This window comes from Rhodococcus sp. BP-241 (assembly GCF_019836145.1).
Taxonomy (GTDB): Bacteria; Actinomycetota; Actinomycetes; order Mycobacteriales; family Mycobacteriaceae; genus Rhodococcoides.
In genome coordinates this window covers 251,348-267,691 of sequence record NZ_JABUEI010000002.1, presented here as the reverse complement: position 1 = coordinate 267,691, position 16,344 = coordinate 251,348, and the positions used below count along the sequence as shown (strand labels likewise).

The following is a 16,344-nucleotide window of genomic DNA, read 5'->3' as shown; positions in this document are numbered from 1 at the left end:
CAGAGTCTAGTCCAGCGACCACCTGCAGAACGACAACTGTTCGAACAGGACAAAGCGGATACGGCACTACGATCACCGCAGCATCGCTTCATGTGATCCAATACACAACAAACCTGCTGCTACTGGAAGGTACAGACACCGTGCACGAATACTCGGTACCCGCGTCCTACACGATCCCGGACGACGTCTCGATGGCCGACACCGTGTTCCGCTACGCGAGCGAGACCCCGGAGTGGGTGGCGTTCCAACGGCGAGTCGGCGGCTCGTGGAAGGACGTCACGGCGCGCACGTTCGCCGACGAGGTCGCGGGCGTGGCCAAGGGCCTCATGGCCTCCGGCATCGAGTTCGGTGACCGCGTCGCCATCATGGCCGGCACCCGCTACGAGTGGGTCGTGCTCGACTACGCGATCTGGACCGCCGGTGGCTGCACCGTGTCCATCTACGAGACGTCCGCAGCCGATCAGGCGCAGTGGATCCTCGAGGACTCCGCGACCAAGCTCTTCGTGGTCGAGACCTCCGAACACCTCACCCGCATGAAGGACGTCACCGACAGCGCCGCGGATCTTCGCGAGACGCTGAGCTTCGACGGCGGTGCGATCGACGAGCTCACCACCCGCGGCGCCTCCGTGTCCGACGACGATCTGCACGCCCGTCGTCAGCAGGTGTCCGCGTCGTCGGCCGCCACGCTCATCTACACCTCGGGGACCACCGGCCGCCCGAAGGGTGTCCAGCTCACGCACTCGAACTTCTACGCCGAGACGACGGCCACCCAGGTGGCGCTGCACGACCAGATGACCGAGGGCAAGCGCACCCTGCTGTTCCTCCCGATGGCGCACGTGTTCGCTCGCGCGGTGTCGTTCGGCGCCTTCGAGGCCAAGGTCACGGTGGCGCACACGTCCGACACCACGACGCTCGTCGAGCAGTTCGCCGAGTTCCAGCCCGACTTCATCCTCTCGGTCCCCCGCGTGTTCGAGAAGGTCTACAACTCGGCCAAGCAGAAGGCGCACGACGGCGGCAAGGGCAAGATCTTCGATCAGGCCGCGGACGTCGCGATCGAGTGGAGCATCGCGCAGGACAAGGGCGGCGCCGGCCTGGTGCTCAAGGCGAAGCACACCCTGTTCGACAAGCTGGTCTACTCGAAGCTCCGCGCCGCGCTCGGTGGACGGTGCACCAGTGCGCTGTCCGGCGGCGGCCCCCTCGGCGCTCGACTGGGCCACTTCTTCCGCGGCATCGGCGTTCCGGTGCGTGAAGGCTACGGACTCACCGAGACCAGCGCCGCCGTCACGGTCAACACCACCGACAAGCAGCGCATCGGTTCCGTCGGCCGCCCGCTCGCGGGACACGCCGTGAAGATCGCGGAGGACGGCGAGATCCTGGTGAAGGGTCCCGTCGTATTCTCGGGGTACTGGCACAACGAGAAGGCCACCGAGGAATCGATCCGCGACGGCTGGTTCCACACCGGTGACCTCGGCTCGCTCGACGACGAGGGCTTCCTCTCGATCACCGGTCGCAAGAAGGAGATCATCGTGACGGCAGGTGGCAAGAACGTCGCGCCCGCCGGCCTCGAGGACTCCATCCGGTCGCACCCGCTGGTCAGCCAATGCCTCGTCGTGGGCGACGCCAAGCCGTTCATCGGGGCGCTCATCACGCTGGATCCCGAGGCTCTGCCCGGCTGGCTCGAGCGTCACGGTCTCGACAAGAGCACGTCCGCGAGTGATCTGACGACCAACGCCGACCTGATCGCCGAGATCGACAAGGCCGTCGACACGGCCAACTCGAAGGTCTCCAAGGCCGAGCAGATCAAGAAGTACACGATCCTGCCCGGTGACTTCACGATCGAGTCGGGAGAACTGACGCCGACCATGAAGCTCAAGCGCAACGTCATCCTGGAGTCGCACGCCACCGAGGTGGCCGACATCTACGGCGGCTGACACTCGTCCGACCCACCCGAGGCGTGCCCGTGAGAACTCCTCACGGGCGCGCCTCGCTCGTTGTGGCTCGTCAACACGCCCACCGGAGCAAGCCGACACTGCCATCGTGACGAATAGCAGTCATGACCACGACGACCACCGAACGCCAGACCTCGGGTGACTCCGCGCGTACGCGCGTCCACCCCTTCGCACGCATGCTCAGCGGAGTGGTCGCCGCCGGCGTCGTGCTCGGCGTGGGCGAGATCCTCTCGCTCCTCTTCAGCTCGGCGTCGTCACCGTTCTTCGCCGTCGGCTCCACCACCGTGGACCGCACGCCCGCGTTCGCCCGCGAGTTCGCGATCGACACCTTCGGCACCAACGACAAGGCCGCCCTGTTCGTCGGCATGTCCATCGGCATCGCGATCATCGCCGCCATCGCCGGCCTGCTCGAGCGCCCGTCCCGTCCCATCGGATCGGTGGTCCTGCTGGTGCTCGGTGCCGTCGGCGTCTACGCGGTGCTGCAGCGGCCGACGTCCTCACTCGGTGACGTCATCCCCACCGTGGTGGGTGTCGTCCTGGGCATCGCGGTCCTGCAAGCCCTCACGCGAGCGCTCGAGGTGCCGGCGGGCACGGTCGACGGGTTCATGCCGCGTCGTAAGTTCCTCGTCCTGTTCGGCGCTGCCGCCGCGGTGGCCGTCGCAGCCGGCACGGTCGGCCGGTACCTCGGCGATCGTGTGGCCGGTGTCGCCGAGGACATCAAGAACTTCCGCCTCCCCACGGTCGCGGCCGGCGAGAAAGCCGCCGCCATTCCGGCCGGTACCGACATCGGCGTCGAGGGCGCGACCACCTTCGTCACGCCGAACAACACCTTCTACCGCATCGACACCGCTCTGCAGGTCCCGCAGCTGACCACCGCCGAGTGGCAGCTCAAGATCCACGGCAAGGTCGACCGCGAGATGACGCTGAGCTGGGACGACCTCATGGCTCGCACTCCGATCGAGCGCGTCGTGACGCTGACGTGCGTGTCCAACGAGGTCGGCGGACCGCTCGCCGGCAACGCGACCTGGATCGGGTTCCCCATCAAGGACATCCTCGACGAGGTGGGTGTGCAGGCCGACGCGGACATGCTGCTGTCCACGAGCATCGACGGCATGACCATCGGTTCGCCGGTCGAGGCCCTCACCGACGGCCGCGACGCGATGCTCGCGGTGTCGATGAACGGCGAGCCGCTGCCCGTCGAGCACGGCTACCCGGTGCGTCAGGTCGTGCCCGGTCTGTACGGATTCGTCTCCGCCACCAAGTGGGTCGTCGACTGGGAACTCACGCGCTTCGACGAGGCGACGGCCTACTGGACCGACCGCGGCTGGGGCGACAAGGCACCGATCAAGACGGCGTCACGCATCGACGTGCCGGCCGCCTTCGCCCCCGTCGCACCCGGTCCCGTCCGTGTCGCAGGTACCGCCTGGGCGCAGCAGCGTGGCATCGAGCGCGTCGAGGTCCGTGTCGACAACGGACCGTGGCAGGAGGCGACGCTCGCCGAGCAGTACACGATCGACACCTGGCGCCAATGGTTCTGGGACTGGGACGCCACTGCGGGCAACCACAACATCCAGGTCCGCGCGACGGATCAGGACGGGAACACGCAGGTCGAGGAGCGCACCCCGCCGATCCCCGGTGGTTCGACCGGGTGGCACACCCGCACCATCATCGTCAGCTGACGTCAGGCGTTCGCGAGGACGTGGTCCGCGGCCGCGTCGGTCACGGTGCGGTGGATCTTCTCGTGCAGCAGGTCGTGTCCGGCGTCGGCGTACTCGCGCAGGGTGATCGTCGGGATGCCGCGCACGAGGTCTCGGACGCCGTCGATCGGCACCATGCGGTCGTCCACACCGTGCAGTGCCAGGGTGGGCGACCGGGTCGCTGCCGTCAGATCCTCGCGGGAGATCGCGCGCGGCGGCATCGCCACCAGCACGACGGCGGGCGCGCTCCCGCCGGTCGCGAGCATCCGCACCGCGGTCGCGGACCCCAGCGAGTGGCCCATCACCGCAGGTCGGTGGCCGGCCTCGACCACGACGTCGAGGAGATGTCGTGCGTTCTCCGCCAGCGCGTCGAGGTAGGCGGCGTCGTCGGCCGCCTCTCCTTCGGACAAGCCGTGGCCGATGTGGTCGAGGCCCCAGGTGGCGATGCCGTGTGCTGCCAGGGCAGCGCCGAACCGGTGGTACTGGCCGGTGTGCTGTCCCCGCCCGTGCAGGAACACGAGGGTCGCGGCAGGGTCCTCGGTGGGTCCCCACTGGCGGTAGTGGGCGCGACCTCGGGGTCCTTCGAAGAACGGCATGTGGCCATTGTGGCTGATGTGACTCAATAGTCACCGGTTCGACACAGAACCGAACCCCACGGTTCCCTCCGCCGTGCGAGCATCGGACCATGAGGTTGGTTTTCGTCATCGTCGTCGCCGTCGTCGCGGCTCTTCTCGGGGCGCCCGCCGCCACCGCTGCGGAGCCTGCCCGAGTGGTCGGGGTGCGGCAGCTCTCGCCGACACACTCGGTCGTCGACGTCTACTCCCCCGCCATGAACCGCGTCGTGCCGAACGACGTGCTCCGCCCGGCTCGCGGCGGGTCGCTCCCCACGCTCTACCTTCTCAACGGCGCCCTGGGCAACGAGGACGGAGTCGGCTGGATCAACAACTCCGGCGCCCCGGGATTCTTCGCCGACAAGAACGTCACCGTCGTGCTCCCCATCGGTGGGCGTCTGAGTTTCTACACGGATTGGCTCGCCGACGATCCGATCCTCGGATCCAACAAATGGCAGACCTATCTGACGCAGGAACTGCCCGGCGTCATGGACCAGCACTTCGGCAGTACGCGCCGCAACGCGGTGGCAGGGGTGTCGATGAGCGGCGGTCCGGCACTCGATCTCGCCGTGCAGGCGCCCGGCCTCTACCGTGCCGCGGCGTCCATCAGCGGGTGCCCCGCCTCGTCGAACCCGCTCGCCCAGGCCGCGATCTCGATCATGATCGGCGGCGCCCTGAACAACCCCTTCAACATGTGGGGCCCTCCCGGCGCTCCCGCATGGGCGCAGCACGACCCGTCCCTCCACGCCGACCGCCTCCGCGGAACGGCTGTCTACGCAGGATCCGCGAGCGGTGTTCCCGGCCCCGTCGACCGCATCCCGCCCGGCAGCATTCCCCCGTTCGGTGGAGCAGCCGTCGAAGCCATGGTGAACACGTGCACCGGCATCTTCGCCGACGCGGTGCGGAGGGCGGGCGTGCCTGCGACCATCTCGATGCGCGGCGAGGGCTCGCACAGCTGGGCACTGTTCGAGGATCAGCTGAAGGAAGCGTGGGGCACGACGATCGCACCGGCCCTCGCGACCCGCTGACCTGTCGGCCGGTCTCGTTAGGGTGGCGGCATGTTCGTCACCGGAGACACCCTCGTCCACAGCGCAGGGGACCTCGCGCTGGCGTCCCGGTGCGAGTACGCACTCCTGCGCACGCTCGACGCGAACCTCGGCCGCATCGAGACCGAGCAGGTCGACGACGCGATGTTCGCCCGGCTCGCGCGCCTCGGCAGTCAGCACGAGGCCCGCGAGCTGCTGAGACTCGAGCGCGAGCATCCGGGCGGCGTCGTGACCATCGAACGGCCGGACGAGAGCATCCCGTCCGAGCTGGCCGCCGCCGCACAGGCCACCCTCGCCGCGGCGCAGCAGCGCGTCCCCGTCATCTACCAGGGCACGTTCTTCGACGGCGAGTTCCTCGGCTTCAGCGACTTCCTGATCCACGACCCGTCGACCGACACCTATGCGGTGCACGACACCAAGCTGTCGCGCACCGAGCGCGTCCCGTCGGTCCTGCAGATCGCGGCGTACGCCGACGCGCTCGAGGCTGTCGGAGTTCCCACGTCCGCCACGGGCCACCTCGTCCTCGGTGACGGCACCGACCATCTCGTGCACCTGCCGGACGTCCTCCCCGTCTACCGCCGCGCACGGCGCGAGATGGTGGCCCTGCTGTCCGGCCACCTGACGCAACTGCTCCCGGCATCCTGGGCCGACCTCGACATTCGCGCCTGCTTCCGGTGCGAGCACTGCACCCCCGAGGTCGAGGCACAGCGTGACCTGTTGCTGGTCGCCGGGATGCGCGTCTCCCAGCGGTCCACGTTGCACGCCGCGGGGATCACGACAATCGACGAGTTGGCCGCACACACCGGTTCCGTCGCGGACCTCTCGGAGCGGTCCCTCGGCACCCTGCGCGCGCAGGCCCTCGCCCAGGTTCAGCAGGAGCAGTCGGGGTCACCGGTGGTCGACGTGCACACCCCGAGTGCTCTCGGTGCACTGCCCGCTCCGGACGAGGGCGACATCTTCTTCGACTTCGAGGGCGACCCGCTGTACGCCGAACGCGGCTCCTCCGACTGGGGACTCGAGTACCTCTTCGGCGTCATGGAGTCCGACGGCGCGTTCCGGCCGTTCTGGGCCCACGACCGGCACGAGGAGAGGGCCGCCTTCGTCGCCTTCGTCGAGTACGTGCGCGCACGCCGCGAGGCGTTCCCCGGCATGCACGTGTATCACTATGCGGCATACGAGAAGTCGGCTCTGCTGCGTCTGGCCTCGCGGTACGGGGTGTACGAGAACGAGGTCGACGACCTTCTCCGGCAGCAGATCCTCGTCGACCTGTATCCCGTCGTGCGGTCCGCCCTGCGCATCGGCGCACCGAGCTACAGCATCAAGAAGCTCGAACCGCTGTACATGACCGATCACCGCGGCGACGTGGCAGACGCCGTCGCTTCCATCACCGAGTACGCGCGGTGGTGCGATCTGCGCGACCGTGGCGACCTCGACGAGGCGGCCGGCGTCCTCGCCGAGATCGCCGACTACAACGAGTACGACTGCCGCTCCACACTGGAACTGCGCGACTGGTTGCTCGGTCACGCCGAACGCGCGGGTGTGGTGCCCCGCGGTCCGCTCGACGCGGCCGAACCGGTCGACGAGGACCGGGACGCGGTGCGAGACGCCCTGTGGGAGTTCGCCGGTGAATCGGTCTCACGCACGACCGACCAGCAGGCGATCGCCCTGCTCGCGGCCGCTGTCGGCTACCACCAGCGCGAGGAGAAGCCCTACTGGTGGGCGCACTTCGACCGACTGGCCTCGCCGATGGACGAGTGGGCCGACACCCGCGACGTGTTCATGGTCGAGGAGGTGGAGTCCATGACCGAGTGGGCGACACCGCCCGGCAAGCGGGTCCAGCGGCGCACGAGCGTGGTGCGCGGTGAGTTCGGGCCCGGCAGTGGGCGCGTGGGGTCGAAGGTGACCGTGCTCTACGCGCCGCCTGCTCCGGACTGGATCGCGCCCGACAGACGCGCGAACCCGCAGTATCGCTGGACGATGCCCGGAACGATCGTCGAGGTGTCCGAGGACGGCGCCCACCTCACGCTCGAGGAGTCGCTGTCCAAGGGCGCCGAACCCCACGATGTCGCACCGGTCGCCACGACGCCCGATGCCTTCGTCAACACGACCACGCTGCGGGAGGCCATCGCCGCCACCGCGGCGGAGGCAGCGGATCGCCTTCCCGAAGTCCGCGCCTCGGCCGTGGTCGACCTCCTGCGTCGTGATCCTCCCCGGACCCGGTCCGGCGCACCGCTCGCCGAGGTCGTCGACGAGCAGGTCGCTGCGGCCATCACGGCGTCGCTCCTCGATCTCGACGATTCCTACATCGCGGTCCAAGGGCCGCCGGGAACGGGGAAGACCTACACCGGATCGCGAGTGATCGCCGCACTCGCACGCGATCACGGCTGGCGCATCGGGGTGGTCGGCCAGTCGCACTCGGTGATCGAGAACCTTCTCGACGGTGTCGTCGCCGCCGGGCTCGATCCCGAGAGCGTCGCCAAGAAGGGGTCGTCCGACAGCACGCACTCGTGGCTCGGCGTGGACTCGTACTCCGGGTACCTGGCCACACACACCGGCGGATGCGTCGTGGGTGCGACGGCCTGGCCGTTCACCAACCGCAAGGAGTTCGCAGAGCAGGAGCTGGACCTGCTGGTCGTCGACGAGGCGGGCCAGTTCTCGCTCGCCAACACCATTGCGGTGGCGCGGGTGGCACGCAACCTCCTGCTGCTCGGCGATCCGCAGCAGCTGCCGCAGGTGAGCCAGGGCAGCCACCCCGAACCGGTGGACACCTCTGCTCTGGGCTGGCTCGCGGACGGCTCCGACACGCTCCCGGCCGACCTCGGGTACTTCCTGGCCACCACTCGCCGCATGCACCCCGAGCTGTGTTCCGTGGTGTCCGACCTGTCCTACGACGGACGGCTCCGCTCGCACGACACAGTGCTGGGACGGCACCTGGACGGCGTCGACCCGGGAGTGCACACAGTTCTCGTCGACCACGAGGGCAACGCGACGTCCTCGCGAGAGGAAGCGGTCGAGATCGTCCGACTGGCACGGTCACTGGTGGGATCGGCCTGGACGTGTGACGGGGAGACACGGCCGCTGGGCGCCTCGGACCTGCTCGTGGTGGCGGCCTACAACGCCCAGGTCGCCACCGTGCGCGCGGCGCTCGACGATGCCGGACTGCACGAGGCCTCGTGCGGCACCGTCGACAAGTTCCAGGGTCGGGAGGCCGCCGTGGTGATCGTGTCCATGGCCGCGTCGGCCCCCGAGGACGTGCCGCGCGGCATGCAGTTCCTGTTGTCGCGCAACCGCATCAACGTCGCCTTGTCGCGGGGGCAGTGGGCCGCGTACGTCGTCCGCTCACCCGCGCTGACGCACTATCTGCCCTCGACACCGGCGGAGCTGTCGTTGGTCGGCGCCTTCATGCGGGTGAGCCCCGACGAGTGAAACCGGTCAGCCGAAGGCCCGACCCTCACCGCGGTAGGTGGGCAGTGTCGTGCGGGAACCGTCCGCGGACACGAGGTGCGCCTCGGTGAAGCGCTCGCACACCTCACCGGCCTTGGCGTGCCGGAACCACAGCCGATCCCCCACCGCCGCACCGGATCCCGCCACCGGCGTCTGGACCTCCCCGGCCCCCTCGGTGCGGATCAACGCCCCGCGTCCGATCAGTGACGGCACGCGAGAGGCCCCCGTCGGTCCCGAGGCGATGTACCCACCCGAGAACGCTGTCGCGATGGTCCGCGTCGGCGTGCGGACGACGGGGAGCGCGAAGAACAGCGCCGGTCGTGCAGTGAACGCGTCGTAGCGATCGAACAGCGTCGGCGCGAACAAGCCGGATCCCGCCGTCACCTCGGTCACCGCCGGATCCGCAGCCGACACCTCGATCGACCCGGTGCCGCCACTGTTCACGATCTCGAGTACGCCCACCTCGTCCTGCACGGCATCGACCACGGCGCGTCGCCGGAAGGCCAACTCGGACGCCGACTTCCGCTTCATCCACCGCACTGCTCGTCCGGAATCGGGCAGCCCCGCGATCTGCGCCTCGTAGAACATGACGCCGACGACGGACGCGCCGCGCCGGACCGCCTCCCGCGCCAGCGCGGCCACCTCGGCCGGACGACGTAGCGGCGACCGACGAACGCCGATGTGTGCGGGTCCGATCCGGAGCGACGCGTCGACGTCGACACACACCCGCACCGGAGCTGCCCACGGACCGGCGGCGTCGATCACGTCGAGGTGTGCTCGCGAGTCGATCATGAGAGTGATGCGGCGGCACGCGTCGGCGTCCGCGGCCAGGGTGGCGAGCGCCTGTCGATCCACGGTCGGATAGCCGACGAGGATGTCCGGTACCTCGCTCAGCCACAAGGCCTCTCGCAGCGAGTAGGCCATGACGCCCGCGAACCCCCGCACGACCAGCGCACGCTCGAGGACACCGCGGATACGGACGGATTTCGACGCGAGACGGATGGGCGTACCGCCGGCCCGTCGCACCAGGTCCGCGAGGTTGACCGCGAGCGACTCCTCGTCGATCGCGAGCAGCGGCGGGTCGAGCTCTGCCGTCGCGGCACCGAGCCGATCGAGCACGGTCACGACGGCACCGCCTTCGCCGCGATGCGCGCGGCCAGGTCGTCGAGTTCCGCGATGACGGCGAGAGTGTCCTGGTCGACGAGCCACCGGAGAACCACCCCGTCGATGGTCGCCAGTGCGGAACGCGTCAACGACGCCATCGGTTCGGTCCACCGCATCCGTGATGCCTCGGCCGCCGCCTCGAGGAAGCTCTCCGTCTCGGTGTCCATGACGCGGTACTGCAACGTGCCGATGCCGGGTCCGGCTCCCGCGGAGCGCACCGAGTAGGCGGTGATCTCGTAGGTGAGCAGCTGCCGGTCGGCCGTGGTCTCGATGACCGACCAGAGTGCGGCCACGCCGCGGTGCAGTATCTCGCGCAGCGCACGGGGGCCGGCGCAGTCCCGCCGACCGTCGGCGGCGGCAGCGTGCAGGGCCGTGCCGACGGCGGCGCCGAGCTCCTGGACCAACGCCTCGCCCATGGCCGTGACGAGCGCTTCCTTGTTCTCGAAGCAGTAGTGGACGACGCCGAGCGAGACCTCCGCGTGTTCGGCGACGGCGCGCACGGTGACGGCGGCGATCCCGGCCTCCGCTGCCACGGTGAGCCCGGCCTCGATCAGCTGCGAACGCCGGAGATCGGCGGGGAGGCGCACGGTCATGGTCGAAGTCTAGGGGGTTGACCTGGACGGTTGTCCAGTACTTGTATCCATCCATGACCGAATGGACGAACTGGGCGGGAAACCAGCGCGCACGGCCCGCGTCGATCGTGAGACCGCACAGCGCCGACGAGATCCGGGACGTCGTCGTGCGCGCGCAGGGCCGGGTCCACGCGGTCGGAGCAGGCCATTCATTCACCGGCGCCGCGCTGACGGACGGCGTCCTGGTAGCGCTCGACCATCTGACGGGCATCGAGGGTGTGGCCGCGGGACCGGACGGCACCACCGACGTCACCGTGCGCGCCGGAACGCGGCTGCACACCCTGAACGATCTCCTGCACGCCCGCGGGCTGGCGCTGACCAACATGGGCGACATCGACGTGCAGACACTCGCGGGTGCGATCTCGACCGGCACGCACGGCACCGGGGCGCGGTTCGCCGGGCTGTCCGCCCACGTGGTCGGGGCGCGACTGGTGCTCGCCGACGGCACGGAGGTCACGGTGTCGGACGGGCCGCTGTTCGAGTGCGCGCGACTCGGCCTCGGGGCGTTCGGGATCCTGACCGCCGTGACGATGCGGTGCGTTCCGGCCTTCGCGCTGCACGCCGAGGAGACCCCGGGTCGCCTCGGCGAGGCACTCGAGCGTTTCCCCGACGACATGCGCGACGTCGACCATCCGGAGTTCTACTGGTTCCCGCACACGGATCGGGTGCTGACCAAGCGCAACACGCGACTGCCCGCCGACACGCCACTGTCTCCCGTGGGCCGCGTGTCGTCGTGGATCGACGACGAACTGTTGTCCAACAACGCCTTCGAGGTGATCAATCGCGTGACGACGCGAATCCCGTCCATCATCCCGAGGGTGAACACGGTGTCGGCGGCGGCCTGGTCGGGTCGCACGTTCACCGATCGCAGCTCGTCCGTGTTCGCGTCCTCCCGTCGGGTCCGCTTCCGCGAGATGGAGTACGCGGTGCCGCCCGAGTCCGTGCCGAGCGTGATCCGCGCGATCGAGGCCTGGATCGCGCGGACCGGTTACCGCGTGACCTTCCCGGTCGAGGTCCGCTGCGCCGCCGCCGACGACGTCTGGTTGTCCACCGCGCACGGCCGTGACACCGCCTACGTCGCCGTCCACCAGTACCACCGGCGGCCGGTGGGTGGGTACTTCGACGCGGTGGAGGCGATCGCTCGTGATGTCGGTGGACGACCGCACTGGGGCAAGCTGCACTCCCTCACCGCGGGCACACTTCGTTCGCTGTACCCGCGCTTCGACGACGTCGTGGCCGAACGCGAGCGAGTGGATCCCCACGGCACCTTCGGAAACGACTATTCGGACACGGTGCTCGCGCGACTAGAGTGACACAGTGAACGTGATGCGCAGGGCCCTGTCCGGAATCCTCTCGGCCGCCCTCGTGCTCGGTGTCGGTGAACTCCTTTCCGCCGTGGTCGGCCCGGACTCGTCACCGATCGTCGCTGTGGGGTCGGCCGCGGTGGACAACACCCCCGCAGGCGTCCGCGAGTGGGCCATCGACACGTTCGGCACCTCCGACAAGCTCGCCCTCTTCATCGGTATGGGTGTCGTCATCGCCCTCCTCGCCGCCGGAGCAGGCATCCTCGAACGTGCTCGGCGACCCATCGGATCGGCACTGTTCGTGGTTCTCGGCGTACTCGGGGTCCTGGCGGCGATCTCGCGCTCCGGCAGTGGATCGATCGCAGCCCTCCCCACCGTCGTCGGCGTCGCGGTCGGCATCCTCGTCTTACGGTCGCTCGTCGAGCGCGCGGACCCGGACGCGTCGGAGGGGTTCTCCCGTCGACGCTTCGTGATGCTCGCCGGGATCAGCGCCGCCGCGGCCGTCGCGACCGGCGCCGCGGGACGGGTGCTCGGCGCCTCCACGCGGGCGGTCACGCAGGACCGCAACGCCTTCACCGTCCCGGTGCCCGACAGCCCGGCGCCGCCCGTGCCCGCCGCCGCGGATCTCCGGCTGCCCGGCCTGTCCCCGTACGTCACGTCGAACGCCGAGTTCTACCGGATCGACACCGCTCTCGTGGTGCCGCGGGTGAACTCGCAGGACTGGAGTCTGCGCATCCACGGCATGGTGGACAACGAGATGATGCTGACGCTGGCCGATCTCGAACAGCGTGTGTCCATCGAACGGATGGTGACGCTCACCTGCGTGTCCAACCCCATCGGCGGCGACCTCGTCGGCAACGCCACCTGGACCGGCTACGCCCTGAAAGACATTCTGGCGGAAGCACGTCCGCAGGCATCGGCCGACATGGTGCTGTCCTCGTCGCACGACGACTTCACGGCCGGCACCCCGCTGGACGTCCTCATGGACGGGCGCGACGCCATGCTCGCCGTCGCCATGAACGGGGAGCCGCTGCCGATCGAGCACGGCTACCCGGCGCGCCTCGTCGTCCCCGGCCTGTACGGCTACGTCTCGGCGACCAAGTGGGTCACCGACCTCGAGGTGACCAAGTTCAGCCAGGCTCGCGCGTACTGGACCGACCGCGGATGGTCCGAGCGCGGACCGATCAAGACGGCCTGCCGTATCGACACCCCCGTCGGCAGCAAGGACGTCCAGGCGGGCACGGTGATGATCGCCGGCGTCGCGTGGGCCCAGCATCGAGGCATCTCCCGTGTCGAGGTCCGCGTCGACGACGGCCCCTGGACCGAGACCACCCTCTCCGACGAGTACTCGCGCGACACCTGGCGCCAATGGTCGTACGCCTGGACGGCCACCTCCGGCCAGCACCGCATCGAGGCTCGGGCCACCGACGGCACCGGTGAGGTGCAGACGGACGTGCGCGTCGACACCGTTCCCGACGGTGCGAGCGGGTACGCGAGCATGCCCGTGACGGTGCAGTAGGTCGCTGGTCCAGCGTCTGGGCCGGAGCGCACACCCCTCTCGGTGTCCGCACACCCCGTGTAGCTGACTGAAAGGTGTGTGCAGTCACCACTGCCGGTGTACACACCCCCTGCAACGGCCGATGAGCGCCGGCGCGCACAGGTTCCCGCGCCGCACACCCTCGTCCGCCGGATAGAAGGGGTGTGCACATCACGGAACCCGTGCACCCCACGCACGAGAGAGCGGACGCACCCGAATCGGGTGCGTCCGCTCTGTCGTCGTCGAACTAGTTGTGCGAGGCGTCGAATCGCGAGTGCACGTCCGGCACGTGGACGTCACCGAGAACGCGAGCGATCTGGTCCTCGCTGAGACCCAACCGGCGCAGTCGTTCGCACACGGCGTCGAAGCTCAGCATCTTGGAGTCGAGTTCCTGCTGGAGCTCGGCGACCTCGGCGCGCAGCACCTCGGCCTCCTCGAGTGCGTCGAGGGTCTCCGCGGGCTTGGGCAGCAGCAGCGACAGCAGCCGGTCGCGGGCATCGGTGCTCAGTCCGTCGAACGGTGCGGAGCCCTCCGCGGCCTCGTGCTTGCCGACGGGAGCGGTCACCGGTGCGATCTCGGTGGTGTCCGCGGTGTCGGTGCGAGCCTCGTCCTTCTGCATGTCCACGACAGTCTCGCCCTGCACGTCCGAGCCCTCGACGGGCACGGCCTGCTCACCCTGCGGCTTCAGGTCGATCGTGGTGCGCAGCGGGCGGTTCGGGATGAACAGCACCGCGAGCACGGTGACCAGTGCGACGAACCCGGCGATCAGGAAGATGCGTCCGGTGGCGTCACCGTAGGCGGTACGGATGACCGCAGCGATCGGGTCGGGCAGCGATCCGATGTCCAGGGTGCCGCCGCCGTTGGAGCCGGCGGGGACACCGAGGGCCGCGAGTCCGGAGGCCGAGTTGTCGGCGACGCGGGTGGCGAGGACCGATCCCAGAACCGAGACGCCGATGGCGCCACCGAACGTCCGGAAGAACGCGACGGTGGACGATGCCGCACCGATGTTCTGCACGCTCACGGTGTTCTGCACGGCCAGCACCAGGTTCTGCATCAGCATGCCGGTACCGAGGCCGACGATGGCGATGAAGACGCCCACGAGCCACAGGTTGGTGGCGTGATCGAGCGTGCCCAGCAGACCGAAGCCGACGACGAGCAGGAAGGAACCGGTGACGATGAAGGGCTTCCACTTGCCGAAGCGGGAGATCAGCTGACCCGAGCCGACCGACGAGACGAGCATGCCGGCGACGAGCGGGATGGAGAGCAGACCTGCCGCGGTGGGCGAGTAGCCACGAGCGGTCTGGAAGTACTGACCCAGGAAGGTGGTGGCGCCGAACAGGCCGACACCCACGGCGACGGAGGCGATGATGGCGAGGCCGGTGGTGCGCTCGGTGACGATCTTGAGCGGGATGATCGGGCTCTTGACCTTCGCCTCGACGAGGACGGTGAGGATCAGCAGAGCGACACCGCCACCGACGTACATCGCGGTCTCACGGGAGATCCAGTCGTAGTACCCGGCCTTGCCGGCGAACGAGACCCAGATGAGCAGCACGGACACACCGGCGGTGAGGAGAAGCGCGCCGAGCCAGTCGATGGAGACGTCGTCCTTGCGCTCGGTGGTGATGTGCAGCGTGCGCTGCAGCAGCAGCAGAGCGATGACGGCGAGCGGGATGCAGACGAAGAAGCACCAGCGCCACCCGAGGGGGCTGTCGACGATGACGCCGCCGAGGATCGGGCCGCCGGACATCGAGACGGCCATGACGGCGCCCATGTAGCCGGAGTAGCGACCGCGCTCACGAGGAGACACGATGCTGCCGATGATGGCGACGACGAGTGCGGTCAGACCACCCATGCCGATGCCCTGCACCACGCGAGCGGCGAGCAGGATCGGCACGTTGTGCGCGAGGCCGGCCATGACGGAGCCGATGACGAAGATGACGAGTGAGCTCTGGACCAGCAGCTTCTTGTTGAAGAGGTCGGCGAGCTTGCCCCAGATCGGCGTCGAGGCCGCGTTGGCGAGCAGTGCCGTCGTGATGACCCAGGCGTACGCGGTCTGCGAGCCCTTCAGGTCGCCGATGATGGTGGGCAGGGCGGTCGAGACGATGGTCGTGCTGAGCAGGGCGGTGAAGAGCCCGGCGAGCAGACCGATCAGGGCCTCGAGGATCTGCCGGTGCGTCATCGGGGTCGAGTCCGCGGCGGCCTCGGCGGGAGCCGAGAGCTGATCGGTGTCACTCACCCGGGAGGGCGGAGTGTCGTGTGTGACGGTCATGTCTGTGGTTCTTCCTATTCTCAGTTATGCGAGAGGATGCGCTGGCCGGAGTGCCGGGCCTGCGCCTCGTCGGTGAAGGTGGACGTGAGTCGACGGATGGAGTCGAGGGCGGCATTCGCCTGGTCCTCGTCCCAGTCCCCCAACATGCGGGACAACCGTGCGACTCGGTGCTCCTTGATGCGGTCCAAGCAGGCGAGTCCGGCGTCGGACACCCGAACCCGGGTGGCACGTCCGTCGTCGGGATCGGGAGTACGCACGACGTGGCCCGCGTCCACCAGCTCGGCGAGCTGGCGGCTGAGCACGGACTGGCTGGTGCACATGGCGTTCGCCAGTTCGGACTGTCGGCACTCGCCGTGGGTGGCGAGCGTTCCCAGTACGCCGACCAGGGCGGCCGGCAACTCGGTGCGGTCGTCCCCCGTCGACACGGCCACGCGCAGTGCGCGGCCGAAGCGGAAGACTTCCTCCATCAGCAGCTCTGCTGTCTCGGTGTGGACGGCCACGGCGATCTCTCCTCGAACTCGTTTACTTGCTGTCTGCAACTATATAGATAGATACCTGAGGTAAACAACTATTAATGTGTCTCTCTTCCCGAGCCGTGGGGCGTGGCCCGGACCAGCAGTCGTCGCCGCCTCCTGTGAGTCCTCCAGAAGACGGCGAGCCCGACCGAACGGGCAATTCCCGCGGATAGGTT

The 16,344-nt window shown here is 69.0% G+C and carries 11 protein-coding genes; 6 read left to right on the top strand and 5 right to left on the bottom strand.

Annotation, left to right across the window (positions count from 1 at the left end; genetic code table 11):
- The first annotated feature begins 140 nt into the window (after positions 1 to 140).
- Both HQ308_RS04525 and HQ308_RS04520 read left to right on the top strand, forming a co-directional pair.
- Positions 141 to 1,931: a long-chain fatty acid--CoA ligase gene (locus HQ308_RS04525; RefSeq protein ID WP_027504699.1), complete on the top strand. Its 1,791-nt coding sequence runs from the start codon at positions 141 to 143 to the stop codon at positions 1,929 to 1,931.
- Positions 1,932 to 2,053: 122 nt separating this feature from the next.
- Complete coding sequence (locus HQ308_RS04520) at positions 2,054 to 3,628, top strand: molybdopterin-dependent oxidoreductase (protein WP_222645536.1); 1,575 nt, start codon at positions 2,054 to 2,056, stop codon at positions 3,626 to 3,628.
- Between the two features lie 2 nt (positions 3,629 to 3,630).
- Here HQ308_RS04520 and HQ308_RS04515 read toward each other — a convergent pair whose 3' ends face one another.
- Positions 3,631 to 4,242, bottom strand: coding sequence for an alpha/beta hydrolase (locus HQ308_RS04515; RefSeq protein ID WP_222645535.1), 612 nt, complete (start codon positions 4,240 to 4,242; stop codon positions 3,631 to 3,633).
- An 89-nt stretch (positions 4,243 to 4,331) separates the two neighbouring features.
- Between HQ308_RS04515 and HQ308_RS04510 the strand changes: the two genes are divergently transcribed.
- Together HQ308_RS04510 and HQ308_RS04505 are read left to right on the top strand one after the other, a co-directional pair.
- Positions 4,332 to 5,285 (top strand): alpha/beta hydrolase family protein, encoded by a 954-nt coding sequence (locus HQ308_RS04510; protein ID WP_222645534.1) that lies wholly within the window; start codon positions 4,332 to 4,334, stop codon positions 5,283 to 5,285.
- A 30-nt stretch (positions 5,286 to 5,315) separates the two neighbouring features.
- Entirely contained in the window at positions 5,316 to 8,729 is a 3,414-nt protein-coding gene (locus HQ308_RS04505; protein WP_222645533.1) for a bifunctional RecB family nuclease/DEAD/DEAH box helicase, read from the top strand.
- A 6-nt stretch (positions 8,730 to 8,735) separates the two neighbouring features.
- On the opposite strand, the gene HQ308_RS04500 is transcribed toward HQ308_RS04505, so the two are convergent.
- Both HQ308_RS04500 and HQ308_RS04495 read right to left on the bottom strand, forming a co-directional pair.
- Positions 8,736 to 9,872, bottom strand: a complete 1,137-nt coding sequence (locus HQ308_RS04500; protein ID WP_222645532.1) for an amino acid deaminase/aldolase — start codon at positions 9,870 to 9,872, stop codon at positions 8,736 to 8,738.
- Positions 9,869 to 10,504 carry a TetR/AcrR family transcriptional regulator gene (locus tag HQ308_RS04495; RefSeq protein WP_222645531.1) on the bottom strand — a complete coding sequence of 212 codons (636 nt, stop codon included), beginning with the start codon at positions 10,502 to 10,504 and terminating at the stop codon, positions 9,869 to 9,871. Before HQ308_RS04495 ends, HQ308_RS04500 begins: the two co-directional genes overlap by 4 nt.
- A 53-nt stretch (positions 10,505 to 10,557) precedes the next feature.
- Between HQ308_RS04495 and HQ308_RS04490 the strand changes: the two genes are divergently transcribed.
- Both HQ308_RS04490 and HQ308_RS04485 read left to right on the top strand, forming a co-directional pair.
- Complete coding sequence (locus HQ308_RS04490) at positions 10,558 to 11,856, top strand: D-arabinono-1,4-lactone oxidase (protein WP_222645530.1); 1,299 nt, start codon at positions 10,558 to 10,560, stop codon at positions 11,854 to 11,856.
- A 13-nt stretch (positions 11,857 to 11,869) separates the two neighbouring features.
- Positions 11,870 to 13,366 carry a molybdopterin-dependent oxidoreductase gene (locus HQ308_RS04485; protein ID WP_222645529.1) on the top strand — a complete coding sequence of 499 codons (1,497 nt, stop codon included), beginning with the start codon at positions 11,870 to 11,872 and terminating at the stop codon, positions 13,364 to 13,366.
- 265 nt (positions 13,367 to 13,631) lie between these two features.
- Here the strand turns inward: HQ308_RS04485 and HQ308_RS04480 are convergent, their stop codons facing one another.
- Both HQ308_RS04480 and HQ308_RS04475 read right to left on the bottom strand, forming a co-directional pair.
- Entirely contained in the window at positions 13,632 to 15,563 is a 1,932-nt protein-coding gene (locus HQ308_RS04480) for an MDR family MFS transporter (RefSeq protein ID WP_222632584.1), read from the bottom strand.
- Between the two features lie 110 nt (positions 15,564 to 15,673).
- Entirely contained in the window at positions 15,674 to 16,153 is a 480-nt protein-coding gene (locus tag HQ308_RS04475) for a MarR family winged helix-turn-helix transcriptional regulator (RefSeq protein ID WP_027504681.1), read from the bottom strand.
- Between the last annotated feature and the right edge of the window lie 191 nt (positions 16,154 to 16,344).

Excerpts from the sequence above, each read along its gene's own strand:
- HQ308_RS04480 (WP_222632584.1), bottom strand. The coding sequence starts at position 15,563 with ATGACGCACCGGCAGATCCTCGAGGCCCTGATCGGTCTGCTCGCCGGG.
- HQ308_RS04505 (WP_222645533.1), top strand. The coding sequence starts at position 5,316 with ATGTTCGTCACCGGAGACACCCTCGTCCACAGCGCAGGGGACCTCGCG.
- HQ308_RS04495 (WP_222645531.1), bottom strand. The coding sequence starts at position 10,504 with ATGACCGTGCGCCTCCCCGCCGATCTCCGGCGTTCGCAGCTGATCGAG.
- HQ308_RS04490 (WP_222645530.1), top strand. The coding sequence starts at position 10,558 with ATGACCGAATGGACGAACTGGGCGGGAAACCAGCGCGCACGGCCCGCG.
- HQ308_RS04485 (WP_222645529.1), top strand. The coding sequence starts at position 11,870 with ATGCGCAGGGCCCTGTCCGGAATCCTCTCGGCCGCCCTCGTGCTCGGT.
- HQ308_RS04510 (WP_222645534.1), top strand. The coding sequence starts at position 4,332 with ATGAGGTTGGTTTTCGTCATCGTCGTCGCCGTCGTCGCGGCTCTTCTC.
- HQ308_RS04515 (WP_222645535.1), bottom strand. The coding sequence starts at position 4,242 with ATGCCGTTCTTCGAAGGACCCCGAGGTCGCGCCCACTACCGCCAGTGG.
- HQ308_RS04520 (WP_222645536.1), top strand. The coding sequence starts at position 2,054 with ATGACCACGACGACCACCGAACGCCAGACCTCGGGTGACTCCGCGCGT.